We start from the raw sequence: 20,915 nt of genomic DNA, 5'->3' as shown, positions 1-20,915 counted from the left end.
TGTACTCCCACTGATTATTTTTATGCGCGGGTGAATCTGTTGTGCTGCATGTATTCCCTGTAGGAGTTGCCGAAGGCTGCGATCTTTTGATCTTCAAAAGCAAAGATCGCAGCCTTCGGCAGCTCCTACAGGGGTATTGCTGTATCAGGAGCCGATGTAGGCGGTTTTCACCACGGTGTAGAACTCTTGCGCATAGCGGCCTTGCTCACGTGAGCCATAGGATGAACCCTTACGGCCACCGAACGGAACGTGGTAATCGACACCGGCGGTCGGCAGGTTGACCATTACCATCCCGGCCTGCGAATGACGCTTGAAGTGGTTGGCGTACTTCAGCGACGTGGTGGCGATACCAGCCGACAGACCGAACTCGGTGTCGTTGGCCATCGCCAGCGCCGCCTCGTAATCGGCCACGCGAACGACGTTGGCCACCGGGCCGAAGATCTCTTCACGGCTGATGCGCATCGACGCCTCGCTGTCGGCAAACAGCGTTGGCGCGAGGAAGTAGCCTTCGGTGTCGCAGGTCACCAGACCACCGCCGCTGACCAGACGTGCACCTTCGGACTGGCCGATGTCGATGTACTTCATGTCCTGTTCAAGCTGCGCCTGGGAAACCACCGGACCGATGTCGGTGCCGGATTTCAGCGCGTGGCCGACCTTGATCGACTGCATGCGCTCGGCCATGGCCTCGACGAATTTGTCGTGAATCCCGGCGGTGACGATCAGGCGGCTCGACGCCGTGCAACGCTGGCCGGTGGAATAGAACGCGCTCTGCACCGAGAGCTCGACCGCTTGTTTGAGGTCGGCGTCGTCGAGAATGATCTGCGGGTTCTTGCCGCCCATTTCCAGCTGCACCTTGGCCTGGCGCGACACGCAATTAACAGCGATCTGCCGACCCACGCCCACCGAACCGGTAAAGCTGATGCCATCGACTTTCGGGCTGTTGACCAGCGCTTCGCCGACCACTCGACCGCTGCCCATCACCAGGTTGAACACGCCGGCCGGGAAGCCTGCACGGGAGATAATTTCCGCCAGCGCCCAGGCACAACCCGGCACCAGATCCGCAGGTTTCAGCACCACGCAGTTGCCGTAGGCCAATGCCGGAGCAATCTTCCATGCCGGGATGGCAATCGGGAAGTTCCACGGGGTGATCAGACCGACCACGCCGAGGGCTTCGCGGGTCACTTCAACGTTGACGCCCGGGCGCACCGACGGCACGTAATCGCCGGACAGACGCAGGCATTCACCGGCGAAAAACTTGAAAATATTGCCGGCGCGGGTCACTTCGCCGATGGCTTCGGGCAGGGTCTTGCCCTCTTCCCGGGCCAGCAGGGTGCCGAGTTCTTCGCGACGGGCGAGGATTTCCGTGCCGACTTTATCCAGCGCATCGTGACGGGCCTGAATGCCCGAAGTCGACCACGCCGGGAACGCGGTGCGGGCCGCATCGATAGCGGCGTTAACCTGAGTCAGGTCAGCCTTGGCGTAATCTCCGATGGTGTCGCTCAACTCGGACGGGTTGATGTTGGCCGAGTAGTCGGCACCGGCGACCCATTCACCGTTGATGTAGTTGTCGTAACGCTTGGAATCAGCCACAGAAAATTCTCCTCTCTACGCAAAAGCCGCTGATTGCTCAGCGGCCTTGTGGGTCGGTGTTTATTGCGCGCCTTGCTTGTCGATCAGCGCAGCGAGCATTTCGTACTCTTCGCCGGTCAGGTCGGTCAGCGGTGCGCGCACCGGGCCTGCGTCATAGCCGGCGATCTTGGCGCCTGCCTTGACGATGCTCACGGCGTAACCGGCTTTGCGGTTGCGGATGTCGAGGTACGGCAGGAAGAAGTCGTCGATGATCTTGCCGACGGTGGCGTGATCTTCGCGAGCAATCGCGTGGTAGAAATCCATCGCGGTTTTCGGGATGAAGTTGAACACCGCCGACGAGTAAACAGGCACGCCCAGCGCCTTGTAGGCGGCGGCGTAGACTTCAGCGGTCGGCAGGCCGCCGAGGTAGCTGAAGCGATCACCGAGGCGGCGACGGATCGACACCATCAACTCGATATCGCCCAGACCGTCCTTGTAGCCGATCAGGTTCGGGCAACGCTCGGCCAGACGTTCCAGCAGTGGCGCGGTCAGGCGGCAGACGTTGCGGTTGTAGACCACCACGCCGATGTTCACCGATTTGCACACCGCTTCAACGTGGGCGGCAACGCCGTCCTGGCTGGCTTCGGTCAGGTAATGCGGCAGCAGCAACAGACCTTTGGCGCCCAGACGCTCGGCTTCCTGGGCGTACTCGATGGCTTGACGGGTCGAGCCGCCGACACCGGCCAGAATCGGCACGCTGGTGGCGCAGGTATCGACCGCGGTCTTGATGATTTCCGAGTATTCGCTGGCTGCCAGGGAGAAGAACTCACCGGTGCCGCCGGCGGCGAACAGTGCCGACGCGCCGTACGGGGCCAGCCATTCCAGACGTTTGATGTAGCCAGCGCGGTTGAAATCGCCCTGGGCATTGAAATCGGTGACCGGGAACGACAGCAGACCGGCGGAGAGGATGGACTTCAGTTCTTGTGGATTCATTTTTCGAACACCCTGGGTAGCAACATTTTTTGTGAGTTTTATGGTTCAGCCAGCGCTGAAGTTGTAGGTCATCGTACAACTTAAAAGACAACCGTCAACTGCATTTCATCGTCGCCTCACACTTTTTGTCGGACAAGATTCGTTCTTGACGTAGGAAAAATCTGGGCTAGGCTCGATTTAACTGTATATCCATACAGCTAAAAATAAATCCACCGACGACATATCAAGGAGCCAGAAATGTCCGGACTGCATGCAAAACCACAGGAAAGACCCACACCGGTCATCGCCCGATTCGAAGATCTTTTCACTGTAAATGGCATCCACTTCAGCACCGACAATCCGCATCTGCTGCTGCACATCGCCGACGCCCACGGCGATGTCGAACCGGTCACCGCCCTCCCCGGCAAAGCGTTGAACATTCGACCACCACTGCGCTTTGAAGGCGCTGAACACACGGCCATCGGCGACAACACCCTGCTGCGCTTCAGCGAAAACGTCGAGCCGGTTCGCGCGCAAAACCTGCCCTTGCACTTGCCCAACGGTCTAGCGCTGACCTACGGCCAGGTGGTGGCGCTGGCTGGAGATTTCTACGGCGTGGTCGATCGACCGATCAACGAAGGCGCGACTCCAGCCGATCGCCTGAACCGTTTCAATGCCGCCTTCGACTCCCTCGCCGTGCTGCCGGCCTCCCGCGCCGAGGCCACGCAGATTCTCGCGGTCATGCAAAAAGAGATCGACGCGGTTAAACAAGCGATCAAGGACGGCAAAGCACCGCACGAAGCCTACGATGCGCTCGGAGATACGTTGTCCGAAGAGTGGAACAAGATCACCGGTGGCGGCAGTTTTGTCTCCGCGCTGTTCCCGCTCGGACGTTATCTGAAACTGGCGGCGAACAACGCCGACCACTTCGGCGAATGGGCCAGACTGGCCTACATCGCCGGCCACACCGCCGCCCTGCAAACCGCCGTCGCGGCCCGCGCCACTCACGATGAGCAGCAACTGAAACGGGCCTATGCAATGAACGCATTTGCCGACCACTTCCTCACTGACCTGTTCTCTGCCGGCCATCTGCGGGTGCCGCGCAAAGAGATGGCGGCGGTGGTCACGCCGAGCGATCTCGGCTCGCTGGTGACCCGTTTCATGCACGACGAGGACAGCAAATTCGGCCTCAAAGTGCGCAACGCCCATGGCGATCAATGGCGCGCCTACGGCGACAAACGCTACTTCGAGGCCAGCGATGCGGACAACCGCACCCAGGTCAACCTGGCGGTGCAGGCCTCGGCGGATGAAGTCTTCGCAGCTTACCTCAGCGGCAACGTGCCCGCCCCTTCGACGTTTGCCGCGCTGCAACGGCTGCCGGATCTGACGGCGGTGCTGAATCTTTCCGGCAACTTCTCGCCGCTGTTCCGCGTCGAGGGCGGCAAGGTGCTGCGGCGCAAAGACGTGAACAACCTCAACGACACCGCCACCATCGATGACTGGTGGGGCTGGAGCACCTACCTGCTGCTCAAGGACTACCACCCGAGCGGCAACGTCAATCAAGGAGAATGGGCATGACGATCAGATTGAAACTGGAACTGGCGTCGGGACAGTCGCTGCAAGGTGCACCGCTGGAGTTGCTGGCAGATGGCAAGCCGATTGCGCGGGGTATTGTGGATCAATCAGGCGAGGTGGCGTTTGCTGCCAAGCCGGGGCAAGCGCAACTGGCAGTGAGGGTGGATCGCTCGATATTGCCGCGCTGAATTCACGGGCCCCTTCGCGAGCAAGCCCGCTCCCACAATGGATCTCGGCTGAACTCAAAGTCCGGGCTTGCCGAAAATCCAGGGTGGGAGCGGGCTTGCTCGCGAAAGCGGTAGATCAATCAACACATGAATCAAACCTGCAAACTCATCCGCGCTGCGCTTGTGCCTCTTCATGAGCCTGGCGCAGTCTTTCGCGGCTGTTGGTCAAGTGCAGACGCATGGCCGCCCGCGCCGCATCGGAATCCTGGCGGGCAATTGCGTCATAAATCTCTTCGTGCTCACGGCTCAGACGATTCATGTAGTGCTGCTGATCATCGTGGGCCAGACGCGCCGAATTCAGCCGCGTACGCGGAATGATGCTGGTACCCAGGTGGGTCATGATGTCTGTGAAGTAGCGGTTGCCGGTGGACAGGGCGATTTCCAGGTGGAAGGCGAAGTCCGAGGCCACCGCATCGCTGGCGTGGGCCACGCTGTCGTTCAGCGCATCGAGGGCGGCGCGCATGGTCGCCAGTTGTTCGGAGCTGCGGCGTTGCGCGGCGAGGCCGGCGGACTCCACTTCCAGGCTGATGCGCAATTCGAGAATCGCCAGCACGTCACGCAGGGTGACGACCGTGGCCGGGTCGATGCGGAAACCGCTGGGGCTCGGCGTGTCGAGCACAAAGGTGCCGATGCCGTGGCGGGTTTCCACCTGGCCGGCGGCCTGCAAACGGGAGATCGCCTCGCGCACCACGGTGCGGCTGACGCCGTGCTCCTGCATGATCGCCGACTCGGTGGGCAATTTGTCGCCGCGCTTGAGCAGACCGTCGCGGATCTGCTCGGTCAGCACCGTCACCAGCTCCTGAGCCAGGCTGCGGCGCTTGCGTGGGAGGCGTGGAGTGTCGATCGGGTTTTCCATGGTCAACGTCTGGTCTCGAAAATTCGGCTTGGTGGGCATCATAGCGCAGGCGGGTTGTACGATCACATCCCGCCTCACATTACCCCATGTGGGAGCGGGCTTGCTCGCGAAGGCGGTGTGTCAGGCAACCGATTTGTCGACTGAAGAGACGCCTTCGCGAGCAAGCCCGCTCCCACAGGGGGTTGTGGTGATCAAGCGGTCACGGCCTGCTCCACCAGATGCCCGCTGTCGATCCGCACATGTCTAGGGTGGAAACGCTTCAGGCTGCTGCGGTGGCCGACGCTGACGATGCTCAGGCCCGGCAACTGATCGATCAGCGCCTGATACAACGTTGCCTCATCCTCTTCATCCATCGCCGACGTCGCTTCGTCCATGTACAGCCATTGCGGTGCGTAAAGCATGGCACGGGCGAAAGCCAGGCGTTGCTGCTCACCCGGCGACAGCATGCGCTGCCAGTGATTGGCTTCGTCCAGACGCGCAACCAGATGCGGCAGTCGGCAAGTTTCCAGCACCTCGGCGTAGCGCTCCGGCGCATAGGTATCGCCCGGCTGTGGATAACTCAAGGCCTCGCGCAAGGTGCCGATCGGCAGGTACGGTTTCTGCGGCAGGAACAGGTAACGCGCCGCCGGCAGCCGGATGTTGCCGTGGCCCGCCGGCCACAGATGCCCCATCGCCCGCAGCAACGTCGACTTGCCGCTGCCGGATCGGCCGCTGAGCATCACCCGCTCACCCGGCTCGACTGTCATGTCGGCGCTGGTCAGCAGATGACGACCATCAGCCAAGTCCAGACCGAGGTTGTGCACTTGCAATTCACTGCCCTGATTCTGCACGTCGATGGCCGGCGTACGCTGTTCGTTATCGGTCATGGCCTGACGGAAACTCAGCAGACGATCACAGGTGGCGCGCCACGAGGCCAGCTCTTGATAGGCGCTGATGAACCAGCTGAAACTCTCCTGGACGTTGCCGAATGCCGAGCTGATTTGCATCAGTTCACCCAGCTCGATCTTGCCGGCGAAGTAACGCGGCGCCGCAACGATAAACGGAAAGATCACGGCTGCTTGGCTGTAGCCGGCGGTAAAGAAGGTCAGTCGTTTGGACACTTTCATGATGTCCCAGAAGTTGTGCCAGACCAGACCGAAACGGCTGCTCAGCCGGCGGTTCTCGTTCGGCTCGCCGTTGTACAACGCGATGCTCTCGGCATTCTCACGAATTCGAACCATGGAGAAACGCAGGTCAGCCTCGAAACGCTGTTGTCTGTTGTTCAGGCCGATCAAGCGCCGACCGATCAAATGCGTCAGCCAACTACCCACCCCTGCGTAAATCAGCACACACCAGAACATGTAACCGGGAATCGTAACCCCGAACACTTCGATGCTGCCCGATACACCCCAGAGGATGATCGAAAAAGACACCAGACTGACGACATTGCTCAGCAAGCCAATACCCAGGCTTAAGGTGGTGGCGGTGAACTTGTTGAGGTCTTCTGAAATCCGCTGGTCCGGGTTATCGGTGTAACCGCCCTGCTCCAGCTGGTAGTAATTCTTGTCGGCAAGCCAACGGGAGAAATGCTTTTCGGTGAGCCAGGCCCGCCAGCGAATCGTCAGCATCTGGGTCAGATACAGCCGGTACACGGCACCGACAATCGCCACGGCCGCAATGCCGCAAAAATACAGAATCAAGCGCCAGAACGCCGCTTCATCCTTCTTTTGCAGGGCGTTGTAGAAGTCCTTGTACCAGGTGTTGAACCACACCGAGATGCCCACGCTCAGCAGCGAGAGCGCGATCACCGCAATCAGCAGCGTCCAGGCCTTGCCCTTCTCTTCACTGCGCCAGTAGGGCGTGATGATCGCCCACACCTTGCGAAAAAACTGCCCGCGCACAGCATCGTTGACCGCGGAATATTCAGCGTTCTGATTCATGGAAAAGGCTCGATAAAGAAAAGAACAGACACGCACCGATCATAGTTGATCGGTTCGTTTTATCGCCAGAGTGGGACTGGCTCATTCAGGGATTGTTCAGATTGATGGGGGTTTCAGTATCGCAGCGAGCGCACGTACCGTTCATCGGGACTGTCAGAGTTGACAGTAGAGGGGGGCTATTCAGGCTGATCAACTGGGCTGGCCTCCTGCAAGGAATTCGCTGTGAATCAGGAGAGCAGATTACCCCTCTGACAACGAAAGGAATTGGTCATGAACAAAGAAGAAAACCCGCTTAATGCTCCAACCAGCGATTCGATCAGGAATGGCAAACTGTCTATCAGCAAGCTCGGGGATTCGGGAACTACATTCACATTCGGGTCCAAAAACTCCGAGGTTCATATCGATGCTGCCTGGATCGGTTATGCCTCCGGAAAGAAATCCGAACAGAAAGGCGGTAAAAACAACGAGCTTATTCTCCCGGTATCAAAAGCTACCTTGGAAAGCTGGTTGGGGCTGGATCTCTACGCGCAATGCAAAGCGACACTGGGTGAAAAACAATACTCATCGCCAAAAACATTCTTCACGGTTGTAGATTGAACCCAAGGCGCTACCCGAATGCAGGGTAGCGCCTGCTTCATTCAATCCAGCTCATTCGGCCAGAAAACCTCTCAACGACGAACCGGGCGCTTCTGCAGTTTGCGCTGCAGGGTGCGGCGGTGCATGCCCAAGGCGCGGGCAGTGGCGGAAATGTTGCCTTCATGCTCGGTCAGCACGCGCTGGATGTGCTCCCATTGCAGACGGTCAACCGACATCGGGTTTTCCGGCACCAGGCTGTCGAGGTCGGCGTGCTCGGAGAGCAGCGCGGCCAGTACGTCGTCGGCGTCGGCCGGTTTGCACAGGTAGTTGCAGGCGCCGCGCTTGATCGCTTCGACCGCGGTGGCAATGCTCGAATAACCGGTGAGGATCACCACGCGCATTTCCGGGTCCAGCTCCAGCAGCTTGGGCAGCAGCACCAGGCCGGAGTCGCCATCCATTTTCAGGTCCAGCGCGGCATAGTCCGGCAGGTCGGCCTGGGCGATGGTCAGGCCTTCTTCGGCGGAACCGGCGGTGCTGACGCGAAAGCCACGACGAGCCATGGCACGGGCCATCACTCGGGTGAAGGTCGCGTCGTCGTCGACCAGCAGCAAATGCGGCAGTTCTTCGCCTTCGACTTGGATTTCGTCACTCATGTTGGTCTCCTCGGGCGCCGTGGGGCAGGCGCAGCTCGGTGAGCGTGCCGCCTTCCTCATGACTATAGAGTTTCACTGAGCCGCCGGCGCGTGTCACGCTGGCCTTGCTCAAAAACAGGCCCAGGCCGAAACCTTTGCCCTTGGTGGTAAAAAACGGTTTGCCGATCTGCTCGGCGATGGCCAGCGGCACACCGGCGCCGTGGTCACGAATGCTGATGGTCACGGTTTCCGCGTCCCAGTCCAGCGTCACCTGAAGATTTTCCGGGCAGGCGTCGGCGGCATTGTTCAGCAGGTTGAGCAGCGCCTGGGTCAGATCCGGCGGCGGTGCCATGCGCGGCACGGTGCCCTGGCCGAGACGCTGGAAGCGATAACTGGCTTCCGGACGCATCAGGTGCCAGCGGTTCAGCGCTTCGTCGAGCCATTGGGTGACATCCTGCATTTCCACGGCCATACGGCGGTTGGCTTCGGCGGCGCGCACCAGTTGCTGCAGGGTTTCTTTACACAGTTTGACCTGATCCTGCAGCACCTTCAGATCATCCTGCAACATCGCGTCGGGGTGGTCCTGCTGCATCTCCTTGAGCAACACGCTCATGGTCGCCAGCGGTGTGCCGAGTTCATGCGCGGCGCCAGCCGCCTGAGTGGCGACGGCGAGCAATTGCTGATCGCGCAAGCCTTCTTCGCGGCGAATCGCACGCAATTCTTCCTGACGACGCAGCTCTTCAGCCATGCGCGCAGCGAAAAACGTGATGACCGCAGCCGCCAGCGCGAAGCTCAGCCACATGCCGTAGATCTGCAGGTTCTCGCGGGCCACCGGCAGAGTTTCCAACGGGTAGAAACGCGTGAGCATCACGGTGTACAGCGCCAGCGCGATACCCGACAGAATCACCGAATAACGCCACGGCAGCGTCACCGCCGCGATGGTCAGCGGCACCAGATAGTAGGAAACGAACGGGTTGGTCGAACCGCCGGAGAAATACAGCAACGCACTGTGGATCACCAGATCGCAGGCCAGTTGCAGGGCGTATTCGAGTTCAGTCACCGGCCATGAAGTACGCAGGCGCACGGCGGTGAACACGCACAGCAGAATCGAGCAGCCGAGGGTCATCGCCAGTTGCACCCACGGCAACGGCAGCAGTTGCAGCCAGTAGGCCAGGCCGACGGAACCGGCCTGCGCGGCGAGCACCAGGGTGCGAATGAAAGTCAGCCGCCAGAGGTTCTGGCGAGTGGCGGAAGTCAGTTGTACGGGGGCGAGCATGAGCTCTCCTGATGAGCGCTCCAGGCGGATCGCACGGAGTATAACCAAGCCGCGCCTTTGAGAGGCGAAAGTGCGGCAAATGACCACATGGCGCTACCAGAAAAATCGGCTACCTCACACGAAATTCCGAGGCTTGAAGAGATCAACTGTGGTGAGGGGATTCATCCCCGATCGGCTGCGCAGCAGTCGTAAAACCTGCGCCCCCATTCTCCTGAAATAAATCTGGTTGCAGCATTTGGGCGGCTTCGCCACCCATCGGGGATAAATCCCCTCACCACAGAGTGCTTTCAACTTGCGGACATCTGTATAGAAGTTGTAACTGGGCGAACCGGAGCATAAAAGCTAGAGTCTGATGGTTTCACGCAGGGACGAACCAACACCTGCGCATTATTCAAGGAGCCTTCATGCACACCTTTCGCCGCAGCGCCGCCCTTCTCGCCCTGACCGTCGGCAGCATCGCCAGCCTTCCGGCGCTGGCCGCCGATGAGCTGCACTACAACCAGATCTCCCTGCGCGCCGAAGTCAGCCAGGAAGTGGCCCGCGACCTGATGATCGTGACGCTCTACACCGAAGCGCAAAACACCGACCCGGCCAAACTCGCCGCCGACGTCAGCACCACCATGAACAAGGCACTGGCCCAGGCCAAGCAAGTCAAAGACATCACCCTGCGCCAGGGCAGCCGCAACAGCTACCCGATCTACGACACCAAGGGCCAGAAAATCACCGGTTGGCGTGAACGCGCCGAACTGCGCCTGGAAAGCGCCGACTTCGCCGCCCTGTCCAAACTCACCGGCGAACTGCTGACCGACCTGAAAATGGGCGGCATGGACTTCGCCATCGCCGAGCCGACCCGCAAGGCCAGCGAGGACAAGTTGCTGAAAGAAGCCGTCATCGCCTTCAAGGCCCGCGCGCAACTGGCCACCGATGCACTGGGCGGCAAGGGCTACAAAATCGTCAACCTGAACCTCAACAGCAATGGCTTCCCGCAACCGTACATGCGCGCCCCGATGATGATGAAAGCCGCCGGCATGGCGGATTCGGCACCGGTCACGCCAGAAGTTGAAGCCGGCACCAGCCAGGTCAGCCTGACCGCCGATGGCTCGATTGAAGTGCTGATGCAGTGAATTGATATGGGCTGAATGAAAAACCGGCGATCAGTGAATGATCGCCGGTTTTTTTGTGCCTGGATTTTGTGGTGAATGTTCCGCCGCCATCGCGAGCAGGCTCACTCCTACAATTTGGAATGCGTTCCCCTGTAGGAGTGAGCCTGCTCGCGATGAACGATAACGCGGTCTCAAGCCTGCGGATCAACCCGGTCCAGCGCCCGATTCACCGCCAGCTCAGCGAGCATGATGATCTGCTGAATCGCCAGCGCCGTATTGCGCTGCGGACGACTGAGCTGATCGGCGAAATCGCTGGCCATGGTGTTGGCCGAGGCCAGGGATTCACAGGCATGCGCCAGCAGGCTTTCCGTGTCGATGCCCGGATGGACGAGGAACATCGAACTCGGGGGGCGCGGTTTTGTAGCTTCGGGGCTGAGGTAGAAGTCGAGGGCGCGTTTGATCGCTTCGCGGTTTTTTGCGAGGTCTTCGGCGTTGAGGGCTTCGGTGAGTGGGGTTGTTTCTGGGGGTGGATCGGGGACAGGCTTGGACATTGATAGCGTTCCTAATCAAAAGCCATTCACTCGCCGTTTCTCACGCGGCGGAGTGGTGGCAGCAATGTGCGGGGTGAGAAACCGGTAGGAACAAGCCCGGCCGGACCGAAGCCCGCCCGCACACAGCCGCCATAGAACATTGCAGCAGCAGAAATGCCGGCGGCAATTATGGTGGTACTGATTGTGGATTAACAGTTCCTGCGGGTTCTCACACCCGATCGCTGAGTTTTCAGCGACAGCCCAAGGCTAGAGAGCTGGCGTCCGAGGGACAACCTGAAAACCTTGTGGGAAGGTTCTGGTTATTTGACACAGATTTAAACAGCCAAAAGCCAACCCTCACCCTAGCCCTCTCCCGGAGGGAGAGGGGACTGACCGAGGTATTTGGGGGAGCTACGCCGACATGAAATACCGAGCCGAACTCCAATTTTGAAAAGCCCAAAAATCGGCCCCCTCTCCCTCAGGAGAGGGCTGGGCGGGCGGCGTTCCGATGAGGGGCAAATCCACCACAAAACCAAAGCCGCCCCCCCGCTTTCACCACTCAACAGGATGAGCGTTAGCTCGGCTGCGGCTTTTGATCTGTAAGGCGACGTCGGAAGACTGAGTGGAGGGATTGATCCGGGGGTGGGAGCGCAGCGACCGTTTGGCGCAGCCAAACACAGCGAGAGGAGGTGCAGCGAAGCAAACCGGAGGCGCTGCGCCCGGATCGATCCCGCAGCGAAGGCACCCCGAGCCCCAGCGAGCGGGCCGAACGCAGGAGCAAGCCTTTTTGGTTACTTTTTCGGCGTCTGGAAAAAGTGACCCGCCGTAAGGGCGGAACCCCAAGCCGCCGTTACCGCAGCAACGGATATACACCCAAAAGCCCCAGATATACCGAGATAGACACCCCAACAAGAAAAACGATATTTCCGAACACACCCAAATCCCCGCTAACCTGAAAAAACAACCACCTCCAAATCCCGGGGACTCCATGGAAAGATTCACCCTAAAACCACTACTAATCACCCTCGCACTCACCGCCATAGCCCCGATCGCCAACGCCGCCACCACCCTGGTCTACTGCTCCGAAGCCAGCCCGGCAGGCTTCGACCCCAGCCAATACACCAGCGGCACCGACTTCGACGCCTCAGCCGAAACCGTCTTCAACCGCCTCACCCAATTCCAGCGCGGCGGCACCGACATCGAACCCGGCCTGGCGACAAAATGGGACGTCTCCAGCGACGGCCTGCAATACACCTTCCACTTACGGCAAGGTGTGAAATTCCACACAACGGAATATTTCACCCCGACCCGCGACTTCAACGCCGACGACGTACTGTTCACCTTCCAGCGCCTGCTCGACCCCGACAACGCCTTCCGCAAGGCCTACCCCGCCGAGTCCCCGTACTTCACCGACATGGGCCTGAACACCACGATCAAATCGGTAGAAAAAATCGACGATCAGACCGTGCGCTTCAACCTGAACAACGTTGACGCCGCGTTCGTGCAAAACCTCGCCATGAGCTTCGCCTCGGTGCAATCGGCCGAATACGCCGCGCAACTGCTAAAGGAAGGCAAAGCCGCCGACCTCAACCAGAAACCGGTGGGCACCGGCCCGTTCGTATTCAAGCGCTACCAGAAAGATTCGCAGATCCGCTACGCCGCCAACCCGGCCTACTGGAAACCCGAAGACGTGAAGATCGACAACCTGATCTTCTCGATCACCCCCGACGCCGCCGTACGCCTGCAGAAACTCAAGGCCGGCGAATGCCAGGTCAGCGGCTACCCGCGCCCGGCCGACATCGAAGTCATGGAGAAAGACCCGAACCTGCGCGTGCTCAAGCAGCCCGGATTCAACCTCGGCTTCCTCGCCTACAACACCACTCACCCGCCATTGGACCAGCTCAAGGTCCGTCAGGCACTGGACATGGCCATCGACAAACCGGCGATCATCAAAGCCGTTTACCAGAGTGCCGGCCAACTGGCGCAGAACGCCTTGCCGCCGGCGCAATGGTCGTATGACCCGAACATCAAGGACGCGCCATACGACCCGGCGAAAGCCAAGGCGCTACTCAAGGAAGCCGGGGTTGCGCCGGGTACCACCATCAACCTGTGGGCGATGACGGTGCAGCGCGCCTCAAACCCGAATGCACGCATGTCGGCGCAGATGATCCAGCAGGATTGGGAGAAAATCGGCATCAAGGCCAACATCGTCAGCTACGAATGGGGCGAGTACATCAAGCGTGCGAAAAATGGCGAACACGACGCGATGATCTATGGTTGGACAGGTGACAACGGCGACCCGGACAACTGGCTCGGCGTGCTCTACAGCTGCGCGGCAGTCAAGGGCAGCAACTACGCCAAGTGGTGCGACCCGGCCTACGACAAACTGGTGCAGCAGGCCAAGGTGACCACCGACAAGGCGCAACGGGTAAAACTGTATCAACAGGCGCAACTGATCCTTAAACAGCAGGTGCCGATCACCCCGATCGCCAACTCCACGGTGTTCCAGCCGCTGCGCAAGGAAGTGACCGACTTCAAGATCAGTCCGTTTGGCCTTACGCCCTTCTACGGCGTGGGTATAAATAAGTAACACCGAGCCCCAATGCGGCGCGCACAACGTGACCAGCGCACCGTTTTGGGGCTTCGTTTGCACCGTAAAATCCACCCGCAAACGGTCAAATGCGTCAAAAGTTATACAGATGCGACATTAAGGTACGTACGTGCCACCGTTTAACGCTCGCTCACACTCTGGATCTTGCATTGGGTATGGCCCCTGCATAAGTATCCGCAGGCACGACTCACGAGGTCGTACCTCAATATTAAAAAATGACAACAAATCATGAGGCCAACATGCTTAAACACGCGGTCATTCCGTTTTTAGTCGGCGCAGGCTTGTTAGCCTCCGCACCTTTCGCATCCGCTGCGACTAACCTGGTGTTCTGCTCCGAAGGGAGCCCGGCCGGTTTTGATCCAGGCCAGTACACCACCGGAACCGACTTCGACGCCTCAGCCGAAACCATGTTCAACCGCCTGAGCCAGTTCGAGCGTGGCGGCACCGCCGTTATCCCGGGCCTGGCCACCAGCTGGGACATTTCCCCGGACGGCCTGACTTACACCTTCCACTTGCGTGAAGGCGTCAAGTTCCACACCACCCCGTATTTCAAGCCGACTCGTGAGTTCAACGCCGACGACGTGCTGTTCACCTTCAATCGCATGATTAACAAGGATGACCCGTTCCGTAAGGCGTACCCGACCGAATTCCCGTACTTCACCGACATGGGGATGGACACCAACATCACCAAGATCGATAAAGTCGACGACCACACCGTTAAATTCACTCTGAAAGAAGTCGACGCCGCGTTCATCCAGAACATGGCCATGAGCTTCGCCTCGATCCAGTCCGCCGAGTACGCAGCCCAGCTGCTCAAGGAAGGCAAGGCTGCCGACATCAACCAGAAGCCGATCGGCACTGGCCCGTTCGTGTTCAAGAGCTACCAGAAAGACTCGAACATCCGCTACACCGGCAACAAGGATTACTGGAAACCTGAGGACGTGAAGATCGACAACCTGATCTTCGCCATCACCACCGACCCGTCGGTGCGTATCCAGAAGCTGAAAAAGAACGAGTGCCAGGTCACCCTGTTCCCGCGTCCGGCGGATCTCGCGGCGCTGAAGGCCGACAAGACCCTGAAGATGCCTGACCAGGCCGGTTTCAACCTGGGCTACATCGCCTACAACGTGATGGACAAGGTCAAGGGCAGCAACGAGGCTAACCCGCTGGCTGACCTGCGCGTACGTCAGGCGCTGGACATGGCGGTGAACAAGCCGCAGATCATCGATTCGGTTTACCAGGGCGCCGGCCAGCTGGCCGTCAACGCCATGCCACCGACCCAGTGGTCCTACGACACCACCATCAAGGACGCCAAGTACGATCCTGAAAAAGCCAAGCAACTGCTCAAGGAAGCTGGCGTCAAGGAAGGTACCGAGATCGTTCTGTGGGCGATGCCGGTTCAGCGTCCGTACAACCCCAACGCCAAGCTGATGGCTGAAATGCTCCAGTCCGACTGGAAGAAGATCGGCCTGAACGTGAAGATCACCAGCTACGAGTGGGGCGAGTACATCAAGCGTTCCAAAGGTGGCGAGAACCAGGCCATGATCATTGGCTGGAGCGGTGACAATGGTGACCCGGACAACTGGCTGAACGTGCTGTTCGGCTGCGACTCGCTCAGCGGCAACAACTTCTCCAAGTGGTGCGACAAGAAGTTCGACGGCCTCGTCAAGGAAGCCAAACGCACTACCGACCAGGCCAAGCGCACCGAACTGTACAAACAGGCGCAACACGTCCTCAAAGATGCAGTCCCAATGACACCTATCGCTCACTCGACGGTGTATCAACCCATGCGCGCCAACGTGCAGGACTTCAAGATCAGCCCATTCGGCTTGAACTCCTTCTACGGCGTCAGCGTCAGCAATTAAAAACAGACAGCGGCGACGTTTCAGGCGGCGCCGCTGTTTTTTTTCTGCCGACTAGCCAGGAATTTGCCTACAGCCATTTCCACCCTGCTCTAACAGGGTGGTACATGATGTGTTGCCTTTTCCTACGAGTCTTTAGGACTCAGCGCATTTACTGCCAGACCCACGGCCCCTACCGTCGGGTTCTGACCAGTTTCTGCGTGGGCCACCGGCTTGCTGTACGTACTGGATTGAGCTCAATGCCACCTCAGCGTCCCTGGACGGGACCGCGGTGCATTGAACAACACTACAAAAAAGAGGGAGCGTCATGCGCCATACCTTGGTTTTTTCCGCACTGCTGGGCGCCGGCCTGTTGGCCGCCACGTCCGCCAGTTACGCCGCCAGCAACAGCCTGGTGTTCTGCTCCGAAGGCAGCCCGGCGGGTTTTGATACCGCGCAATACACGACGGCCACCGATAACGATGCCGCCGAGCCGCTGTACAACCGCCTGGTCGAGTTTGAAAAAGGCGCGACCAACGTCGTACCGGGACTGGCAACCAAGTGGGATATTTCCGAGGATGGTCTCAAGTACACCTTTCACCTGCGTGAAGGTGTGAAATTTCATACAACGCCGTACTTCAAACCGACGCGCGATTTCAACGCCGACGACGTGCTGTTCACGTTTAACCGCATGCTCGATCCGCAACAGCCATTCCGTAAGGCTTATCCGACCGAATTCCCGTATTTCAACGGGATGAGCCTGAACAAGAACATTGCCAAGGTCGAAAAGACCGGGCCGCTGACCGTGGAATTCACGCTCAACAGCGTCGACGCCGCGTTCATCCAGAACATCGCCATGAGCTTCGCTGCCATCCTGTCCGCCGAATACGCCGACAAGCTGCTGGCCGAAGGCAAGCCGAGCGACATCAACCAGAAGCCGGTCGGCACCGGGCCGTTCGTGTTCAAGAGCTATCAGAAAGACTCGAATATCCGTTACACCGGTAACGAGCACTACTGGGACCCGAGCCGGGTCAAGCTGAAGAACCTGATCTTCGCGATCAACACCGACGCTTCGGTACGCGTGCAGAAGCTCAAGGCCGGCGAATGCCAGATCACCCTGCATCCACGCCCTGCCGATGTCGAAGCACTGAAGGTCGACCCGAAACTGCAGCTGATTTCCAAGCCGGGCTTCAACCTCGGTTACATCGCCTACAACGTGCGCCACAAGCCCTTCGACCAGCTCGAAGTACGCCAGGCGCTGGACATGGCGGTGAATAAACAGGGGATTCTCAACGCTGTTTATCAAGGCGCCGGGCAACTGGCGGTCAACGCCATGCCACCGACCCAATGGTCCTACGATGACAGCATCAAAGACGCCGCCTACAACCCGGAAAAAGCCCGCGAGCTGCTCAAGGCTGCCGGCGTGAAAGAAGGCACCGAGATCACCCTGTGGGCGATGCCGGTACAGCGTCCATACAACCCGAACGCCAAACTGATGGCCGAAATGCTCCAGGCAGACTGGGCGAAAATCGGTCTGAAAGTGAAGATCGTCAGCTACGAATGGGGCGAGTACATCAAGCGCACCAAGAATGGCGAGCACGATATCAGCCTGATCGGCTGGACCGGCGACAACGGGGACCCGGACAACTGGCTGGGCACCCTGTACAGCTGCGACGCCATTGGCGGCAACAACTATTCCATGTGGTGCGATCCGGCGTACGACAAGCTGATCAAAGAGGCCAAGGTCGTCACCGATCGCGACCAGCGCACCACGCTCTACAAACAGGCGCAGCAGTTGCTCAAGCAGCAAGTGCCGATCACGCCTGTCGCCCACTCGACGGTCAACCAGCCGTTAAGCGCCAGGGTTGAAGGCTTCAAGGTCAGCCCCTTCGGTCGCAATGTGTTCTCGGGCGTCAGTATCGATTAACCCAACCGATTAGCCGCAATGCTGAGGGGACTGTCTATCCCCTCACGCAAGCGCTTTGCCGAAATTCGCCGATCCGGCATTTTGCAAACGTTTGCGATGTGTGAAATGAGTTCTAAACCAATAACCGGCCCACCCAAAAAAGCCGGCATAAAAAGAAAGTAAAGGAGCTTCACCCATGAAACTGAGCAGCACCGCGATACTGGCCCTGGCCATCAGCAGCATCACCGCTACGGCGTACGCAGAACCTGCAAGTCAGGAATTCGTACCGACCACCCTGGCCGGCAGCAGCGCCCAAAGCGAGGCCAAAGGCTTTATCGATGGACAAAGTCTGGGCGGGACTACACGCAACTGGTACGCCAACGAACTGAAGCGTCGGGATGACCGTTTCAGCTATGTGAAGAACAGCGACAAGAACACTTCGCCAGTGGTGAAAACGCCAACCCCGCGTCGTATCAACTGGGTTCAAGGCACCATCGTCAACTACACCTCGGGCTTCACCCAAGGCACCGTTGGCGTGAGCACTGAAGTCGCCGCCTACAACGCCATCGTTCTGGACCGTGACCGCAAGGACATCGCCGGCGGCTCCAACCGCACCCTGGCGCACTCCGACGGCGATGCTGTTGACCAGTGGAGCAAACTGGGTCTGGCCAACGTCAAGTTCCGTGTTTCCAACACCACGCTGACCGCGGGTCGTCAGAACTTCAGCACCCCGATCGTCGACGTCATCGGCAACCGTCCGCTGCCTTCGAGCTTCGAAGGTATCAGCCTGCACAGCGAAGAATTCAACAACCTGTCGTTCGATCTGGCCGGTTTTGACCGTGTTTCGCCGCGTACCGAGCAGAGCCTGTCGAAGTTCCGCACCGAGTACTCGGCCACTGGCGTTGAAACCGACAAGGTTTACACCGCTGGCGTGAACTACCAGCCTCTGAAGAGCCTGAAAACCAGCCTCTACGTAGCCAACGTCGAAGACTTCTGGAACCAGTACTACTTCGGCGGCACCCACGAATTGGGTGATAGCCAGGTACTAAGCCTGACCACCGGTCTGAACTACTACAAGACCGTCGACGAAGGCAAAAAGTTGATGGGCAACATCGACAACGACACCTACTCGCTGTCGTTCGGCCTGACTCACCAGGCCCACAGCCTGACCTTCTCGTACCAGCAAGTGAACGGTGACGAGTACTTCGACTACCTGCACGAAACCAACGGCATCTACCTGGCCAACTCCCTGCTGTCGGACTTCAACGGCCCGAACGAGAAATCCTTCCAGATCGCCTACGGCATCAACATGGCCGAATACGGCGTGCCAGGCCTGAAGTTCAACATCTACCAAGCTCGCGGCTGGGGTATCGACGGTACTCACTACACCGGCACCGCCTACACCGATCCGGGCGCCAAGCGCGGCGACCTGAGCCTGATGGATGGCGAAAGCCACTACGAATACGGTGTCGGTGCTTCCTACGCCGTGCAGAGCGGCCCGCTCAAGGCCACCGCAATTCGCGCGACTTACACCACTCACCGCGCGAGCGAGCACCAGGCTGACGGCAACATCAACGAGTTCCGTCTCGTGACCACCATCCCGTTCAACATCCTGTAAAAAACGCCAACCGACGGCTGACTCATGACGAGTCGGCCGTTCGGTTTTTTGTCTTCAACCGATTGCAGAGGGTTATCGATGAAAATGCTTCCCCTACGTGCGGCCGTCGCTGCCGCGTTGTTGAGCGCCGCCATCGGCGTCTCGGCCAAACCCTTGGTGGTCTGCACCGAAGCCAGCCCGGAAGGCTTCGACATGGTCCAGTACACAACTGCAGTCACTGCCGATGCGGTGGCCGAAACGATCTTCAACCGCCTGGCCGACTTCAAGCCCGGCACCACCGAAGTGATTCCGGCACTGGCCGAATCCTGGGACATCAGTGAAGACGGCCTGACGTACACGTTCCACCTGCGCAAAGGCGTCAAGTTTCACACCACCGAATACTTCAAGCCGACCCGCGACATGAACGCCGACGACGTGGTCTGGAGCTTCCAGCGTCAGCTGGACCCGAATCACCCGTGGCACAAACTGTCGAGCGTGGGCTTCCCGTACTTTGAAAGCATGGGCTTCAAGGAACTGCTCAAAAGCGTAGAGAAAGTCGACGACAACACGGTCAAGTTCACCCTGACCCGCCGCGAAGCGCCGTTCCTGGCCGACATCGCCATGGCGTTCTCCTCGATCTACCCGGCCGAATACGCCGACCAATTGCTCAAGTCTGGCAAAACTGCCGACCTGAACAGCAAGCCGATCGGTACCGGTCCGTTCATCTTCCAGCGTTATGCCAAGGATGCGCAGGTGCGCTTCAAGGCCAACCCGGACTACTTCCGTGGCAAGGCCCCGGCCGACGCGCTGATCCTGGCGATCGCCACCGACAACAACGTGCGCCTGCAGAAGCTCAAGGCCAACGAGTGCCAGATCGCGCTGTATCCGAAACCGGATGACATCCCGAGCATCAAGAAAGACAGCAACCTGAAAGTCGACGAGATGGACGCGATGACCGTCTCGTACATCGCCATGAACACCCAGCACAAATACATGAGCGACGTGCGTGTGCGTAAGGCCATCGACATCGCCTTCGACAAGGAAGCCTACGTCAACGCGCTGTTCGGCAAAGGCAACGCCAGCGTGGCGGTCAACCCGTACCCGCCGACCCTTCTGGGCTACAACCACGACCTGAAGAACCCGCCACGCGATCTGGACAAGGCACGCGCCCTGCTCAAGGAAGCCGGGGTTCCGGAAGGCACCGTGTTTACCCTGTTTACCCGTAACGGCGGTGGCCCGACCAACCCGAACCCGATGCTGGGCGCGCAGATGATGCAGGCTGACCTGGCCAAGGTCGGAATCAAGATCGACATCCGCGTCATGGAATGGGGCGAAATGCTCAAACGCGCCAAGGCCGGCGAGCACGACATGGTGTCGGCCGGATGGGCGGGCGACAACGGCGACCCGGATAACTTCCTGACGCCTATGCTCAGTTGCGAAGCAGCCAAGAACGGCGAAAACTACGCGCGCTGGTGCAACGAGAAATTCCAGACCCTGCTCGACGAAGCACGGGCTAAAGTAGATCCGGCCGAACGCGCCAAACTCTACGAACAGGCCCAGGTGCTGTTTAATCAGGACCAACCGTGGATCAGCATGGCCCACACCCGGATGTTTACCGCAATGCGCAACAACGTAGAGGGTTATCACATCAGCCCTCTCACAACCAATAACTTCGCCACTACCCAGGTGAAGTAGATAAGAAACTCCCGGCCTCCCTGACCCCAG

At 59.3% G+C, this 20,915-nt stretch carries 16 protein-coding genes; 9 read left to right on the top strand and 7 right to left on the bottom strand.

The genetic code is table 11. The features are described 5' to 3' along the window. Nucleotides 1–144: 144 nt before the first annotated feature. Together ACOYXI_RS23590 and kdgD are read right to left on the bottom strand one after the other, a co-directional pair. Nucleotides 145–1,590 carry an aldehyde dehydrogenase family protein gene (locus ACOYXI_RS23590; protein ID WP_134785437.1) on the bottom strand — a complete coding sequence of 482 codons (1,446 nt, stop codon included), beginning with the start codon at nucleotides 1,588–1,590 and terminating at the stop codon, nucleotides 145–147. 60 nt (nucleotides 1,591–1,650) lie between these two features. Continuing rightward, nucleotides 1,651–2,562: a 5-dehydro-4-deoxyglucarate dehydratase gene (gene kdgD / locus ACOYXI_RS23585; protein ID WP_007981458.1), complete on the bottom strand. Its 912-nt coding sequence runs from the start codon at nucleotides 2,560–2,562 to the stop codon at nucleotides 1,651–1,653. Nucleotides 2,563–2,799: 237 nt separating this feature from the next. Between kdgD and ACOYXI_RS23580 the strand changes: the two genes are divergently transcribed. Beyond that, nucleotides 2,800–4,119: a phospholipase gene (locus ACOYXI_RS23580; protein WP_282412928.1), complete on the top strand. Its 1,320-nt coding sequence runs from the start codon at nucleotides 2,800–2,802 to the stop codon at nucleotides 4,117–4,119. Beyond that, nucleotides 4,116–4,304, top strand: coding sequence for a hypothetical protein (locus ACOYXI_RS23575; protein ID WP_134785435.1), 189 nt, complete (start codon nucleotides 4,116–4,118; stop codon nucleotides 4,302–4,304). Before ACOYXI_RS23580 ends, ACOYXI_RS23575 begins: the two co-directional genes overlap by 4 nt. A 145-nt stretch (nucleotides 4,305–4,449) precedes the next feature. Here the strand turns inward: ACOYXI_RS23575 and ACOYXI_RS23570 are convergent, their stop codons facing one another. Then, the gene (locus tag ACOYXI_RS23570; protein ID WP_177416188.1) at nucleotides 4,450–5,199 is read right to left on the bottom strand and encodes a FadR/GntR family transcriptional regulator; all 750 of its coding nucleotides are present in this window, start codon (nucleotides 5,197–5,199) and stop codon (nucleotides 4,450–4,452) included. Between the two features lie 191 nt (nucleotides 5,200–5,390). Next, nucleotides 5,391–7,118: an ABC transporter ATP-binding protein/permease gene (locus tag ACOYXI_RS23565; protein ID WP_134785434.1), complete on the bottom strand. Its 1,728-nt coding sequence runs from the start codon at nucleotides 7,116–7,118 to the stop codon at nucleotides 5,391–5,393. Between the two features lie 270 nt (nucleotides 7,119–7,388). On the opposite strand from ACOYXI_RS23565, the gene ACOYXI_RS23560 reads away from it, so the two are divergent. Continuing rightward, nucleotides 7,389–7,715, top strand: coding sequence for a hypothetical protein (locus ACOYXI_RS23560; protein ID WP_134785433.1), 327 nt, complete (start codon nucleotides 7,389–7,391; stop codon nucleotides 7,713–7,715). Between the two features lie 71 nt (nucleotides 7,716–7,786). Here the strand turns inward: ACOYXI_RS23560 and ACOYXI_RS23555 are convergent, their stop codons facing one another. Both ACOYXI_RS23555 and ACOYXI_RS23550 read right to left on the bottom strand, forming a co-directional pair. Continuing rightward, nucleotides 7,787–8,347 carry a response regulator transcription factor gene (locus tag ACOYXI_RS23555; protein ID WP_003221630.1) on the bottom strand — a complete coding sequence of 187 codons (561 nt, stop codon included), beginning with the start codon at nucleotides 8,345–8,347 and terminating at the stop codon, nucleotides 7,787–7,789. Continuing rightward, nucleotides 8,340–9,602: an ATP-binding protein gene (locus tag ACOYXI_RS23550; protein ID WP_027610820.1), complete on the bottom strand. Its 1,263-nt coding sequence runs from the start codon at nucleotides 9,600–9,602 to the stop codon at nucleotides 8,340–8,342. Before ACOYXI_RS23550 ends, ACOYXI_RS23555 begins: the two co-directional genes overlap by 8 nt. Before the next feature lie 404 nt (nucleotides 9,603–10,006). Between ACOYXI_RS23550 and ACOYXI_RS23545 the strand changes: the two genes are divergently transcribed. Next, complete coding sequence (locus tag ACOYXI_RS23545; protein WP_134785432.1) at nucleotides 10,007–10,726, top strand: SIMPL domain-containing protein; 720 nt, start codon at nucleotides 10,007–10,009, stop codon at nucleotides 10,724–10,726. Nucleotides 10,727–10,896: 170 nt separating this feature from the next. Here the strand turns inward: ACOYXI_RS23545 and ACOYXI_RS23540 are convergent, their stop codons facing one another. Further along, the gene (locus ACOYXI_RS23540; protein WP_210558896.1) at nucleotides 10,897–11,256 is read right to left on the bottom strand and encodes a DUF6124 family protein; all 360 of its coding nucleotides are present in this window, start codon (nucleotides 11,254–11,256) and stop codon (nucleotides 10,897–10,899) included. Nucleotides 11,257–12,223: 967 nt separating this feature from the next. Between ACOYXI_RS23540 and ACOYXI_RS23535 the strand changes: the two genes are divergently transcribed. From ACOYXI_RS23535 to ACOYXI_RS23515, 5 genes are all read left to right on the top strand, one after another. Then, entirely contained in the window at nucleotides 12,224–13,825 is a 1,602-nt protein-coding gene (locus ACOYXI_RS23535) for an ABC transporter substrate-binding protein (RefSeq protein ID WP_223008104.1), read from the top strand. 260 nt (nucleotides 13,826–14,085) lie between these two features. After that, entirely contained in the window at nucleotides 14,086–15,711 is a 1,626-nt protein-coding gene (locus ACOYXI_RS23530; RefSeq protein ID WP_027610816.1) for an ABC transporter substrate-binding protein, read from the top strand. A gap of 304 nt (nucleotides 15,712–16,015) precedes the next feature. After that, the gene (locus tag ACOYXI_RS23525; protein ID WP_027610815.1) at nucleotides 16,016–17,614 is read left to right on the top strand and encodes an ABC transporter substrate-binding protein; all 1,599 of its coding nucleotides are present in this window, start codon (nucleotides 16,016–16,018) and stop codon (nucleotides 17,612–17,614) included. Between the two features lie 175 nt (nucleotides 17,615–17,789). Continuing rightward, a complete protein-coding gene (locus ACOYXI_RS23520; RefSeq protein WP_098967185.1) occupies nucleotides 17,790–19,211 on the top strand; it encodes an OprD family porin in 1,422 nt (473 codons plus the stop codon). Nucleotides 19,212–19,289: 78 nt separating this feature from the next. Continuing rightward, a complete protein-coding gene (locus ACOYXI_RS23515) occupies nucleotides 19,290–20,885 on the top strand; it encodes an ABC transporter substrate-binding protein (RefSeq protein WP_098967183.1) in 1,596 nt (531 codons plus the stop codon). Nucleotides 20,886–20,915 lie beyond the last annotated feature (30 nt).

The sequence above is a fragment of the Pseudomonas sp. G3-19 genome (genome assembly GCF_054855875.1).
The sequence above is the reverse complement of the archived record's forward strand: the minus strand, read 5'-3'. Positions and strand labels throughout refer to the sequence as shown.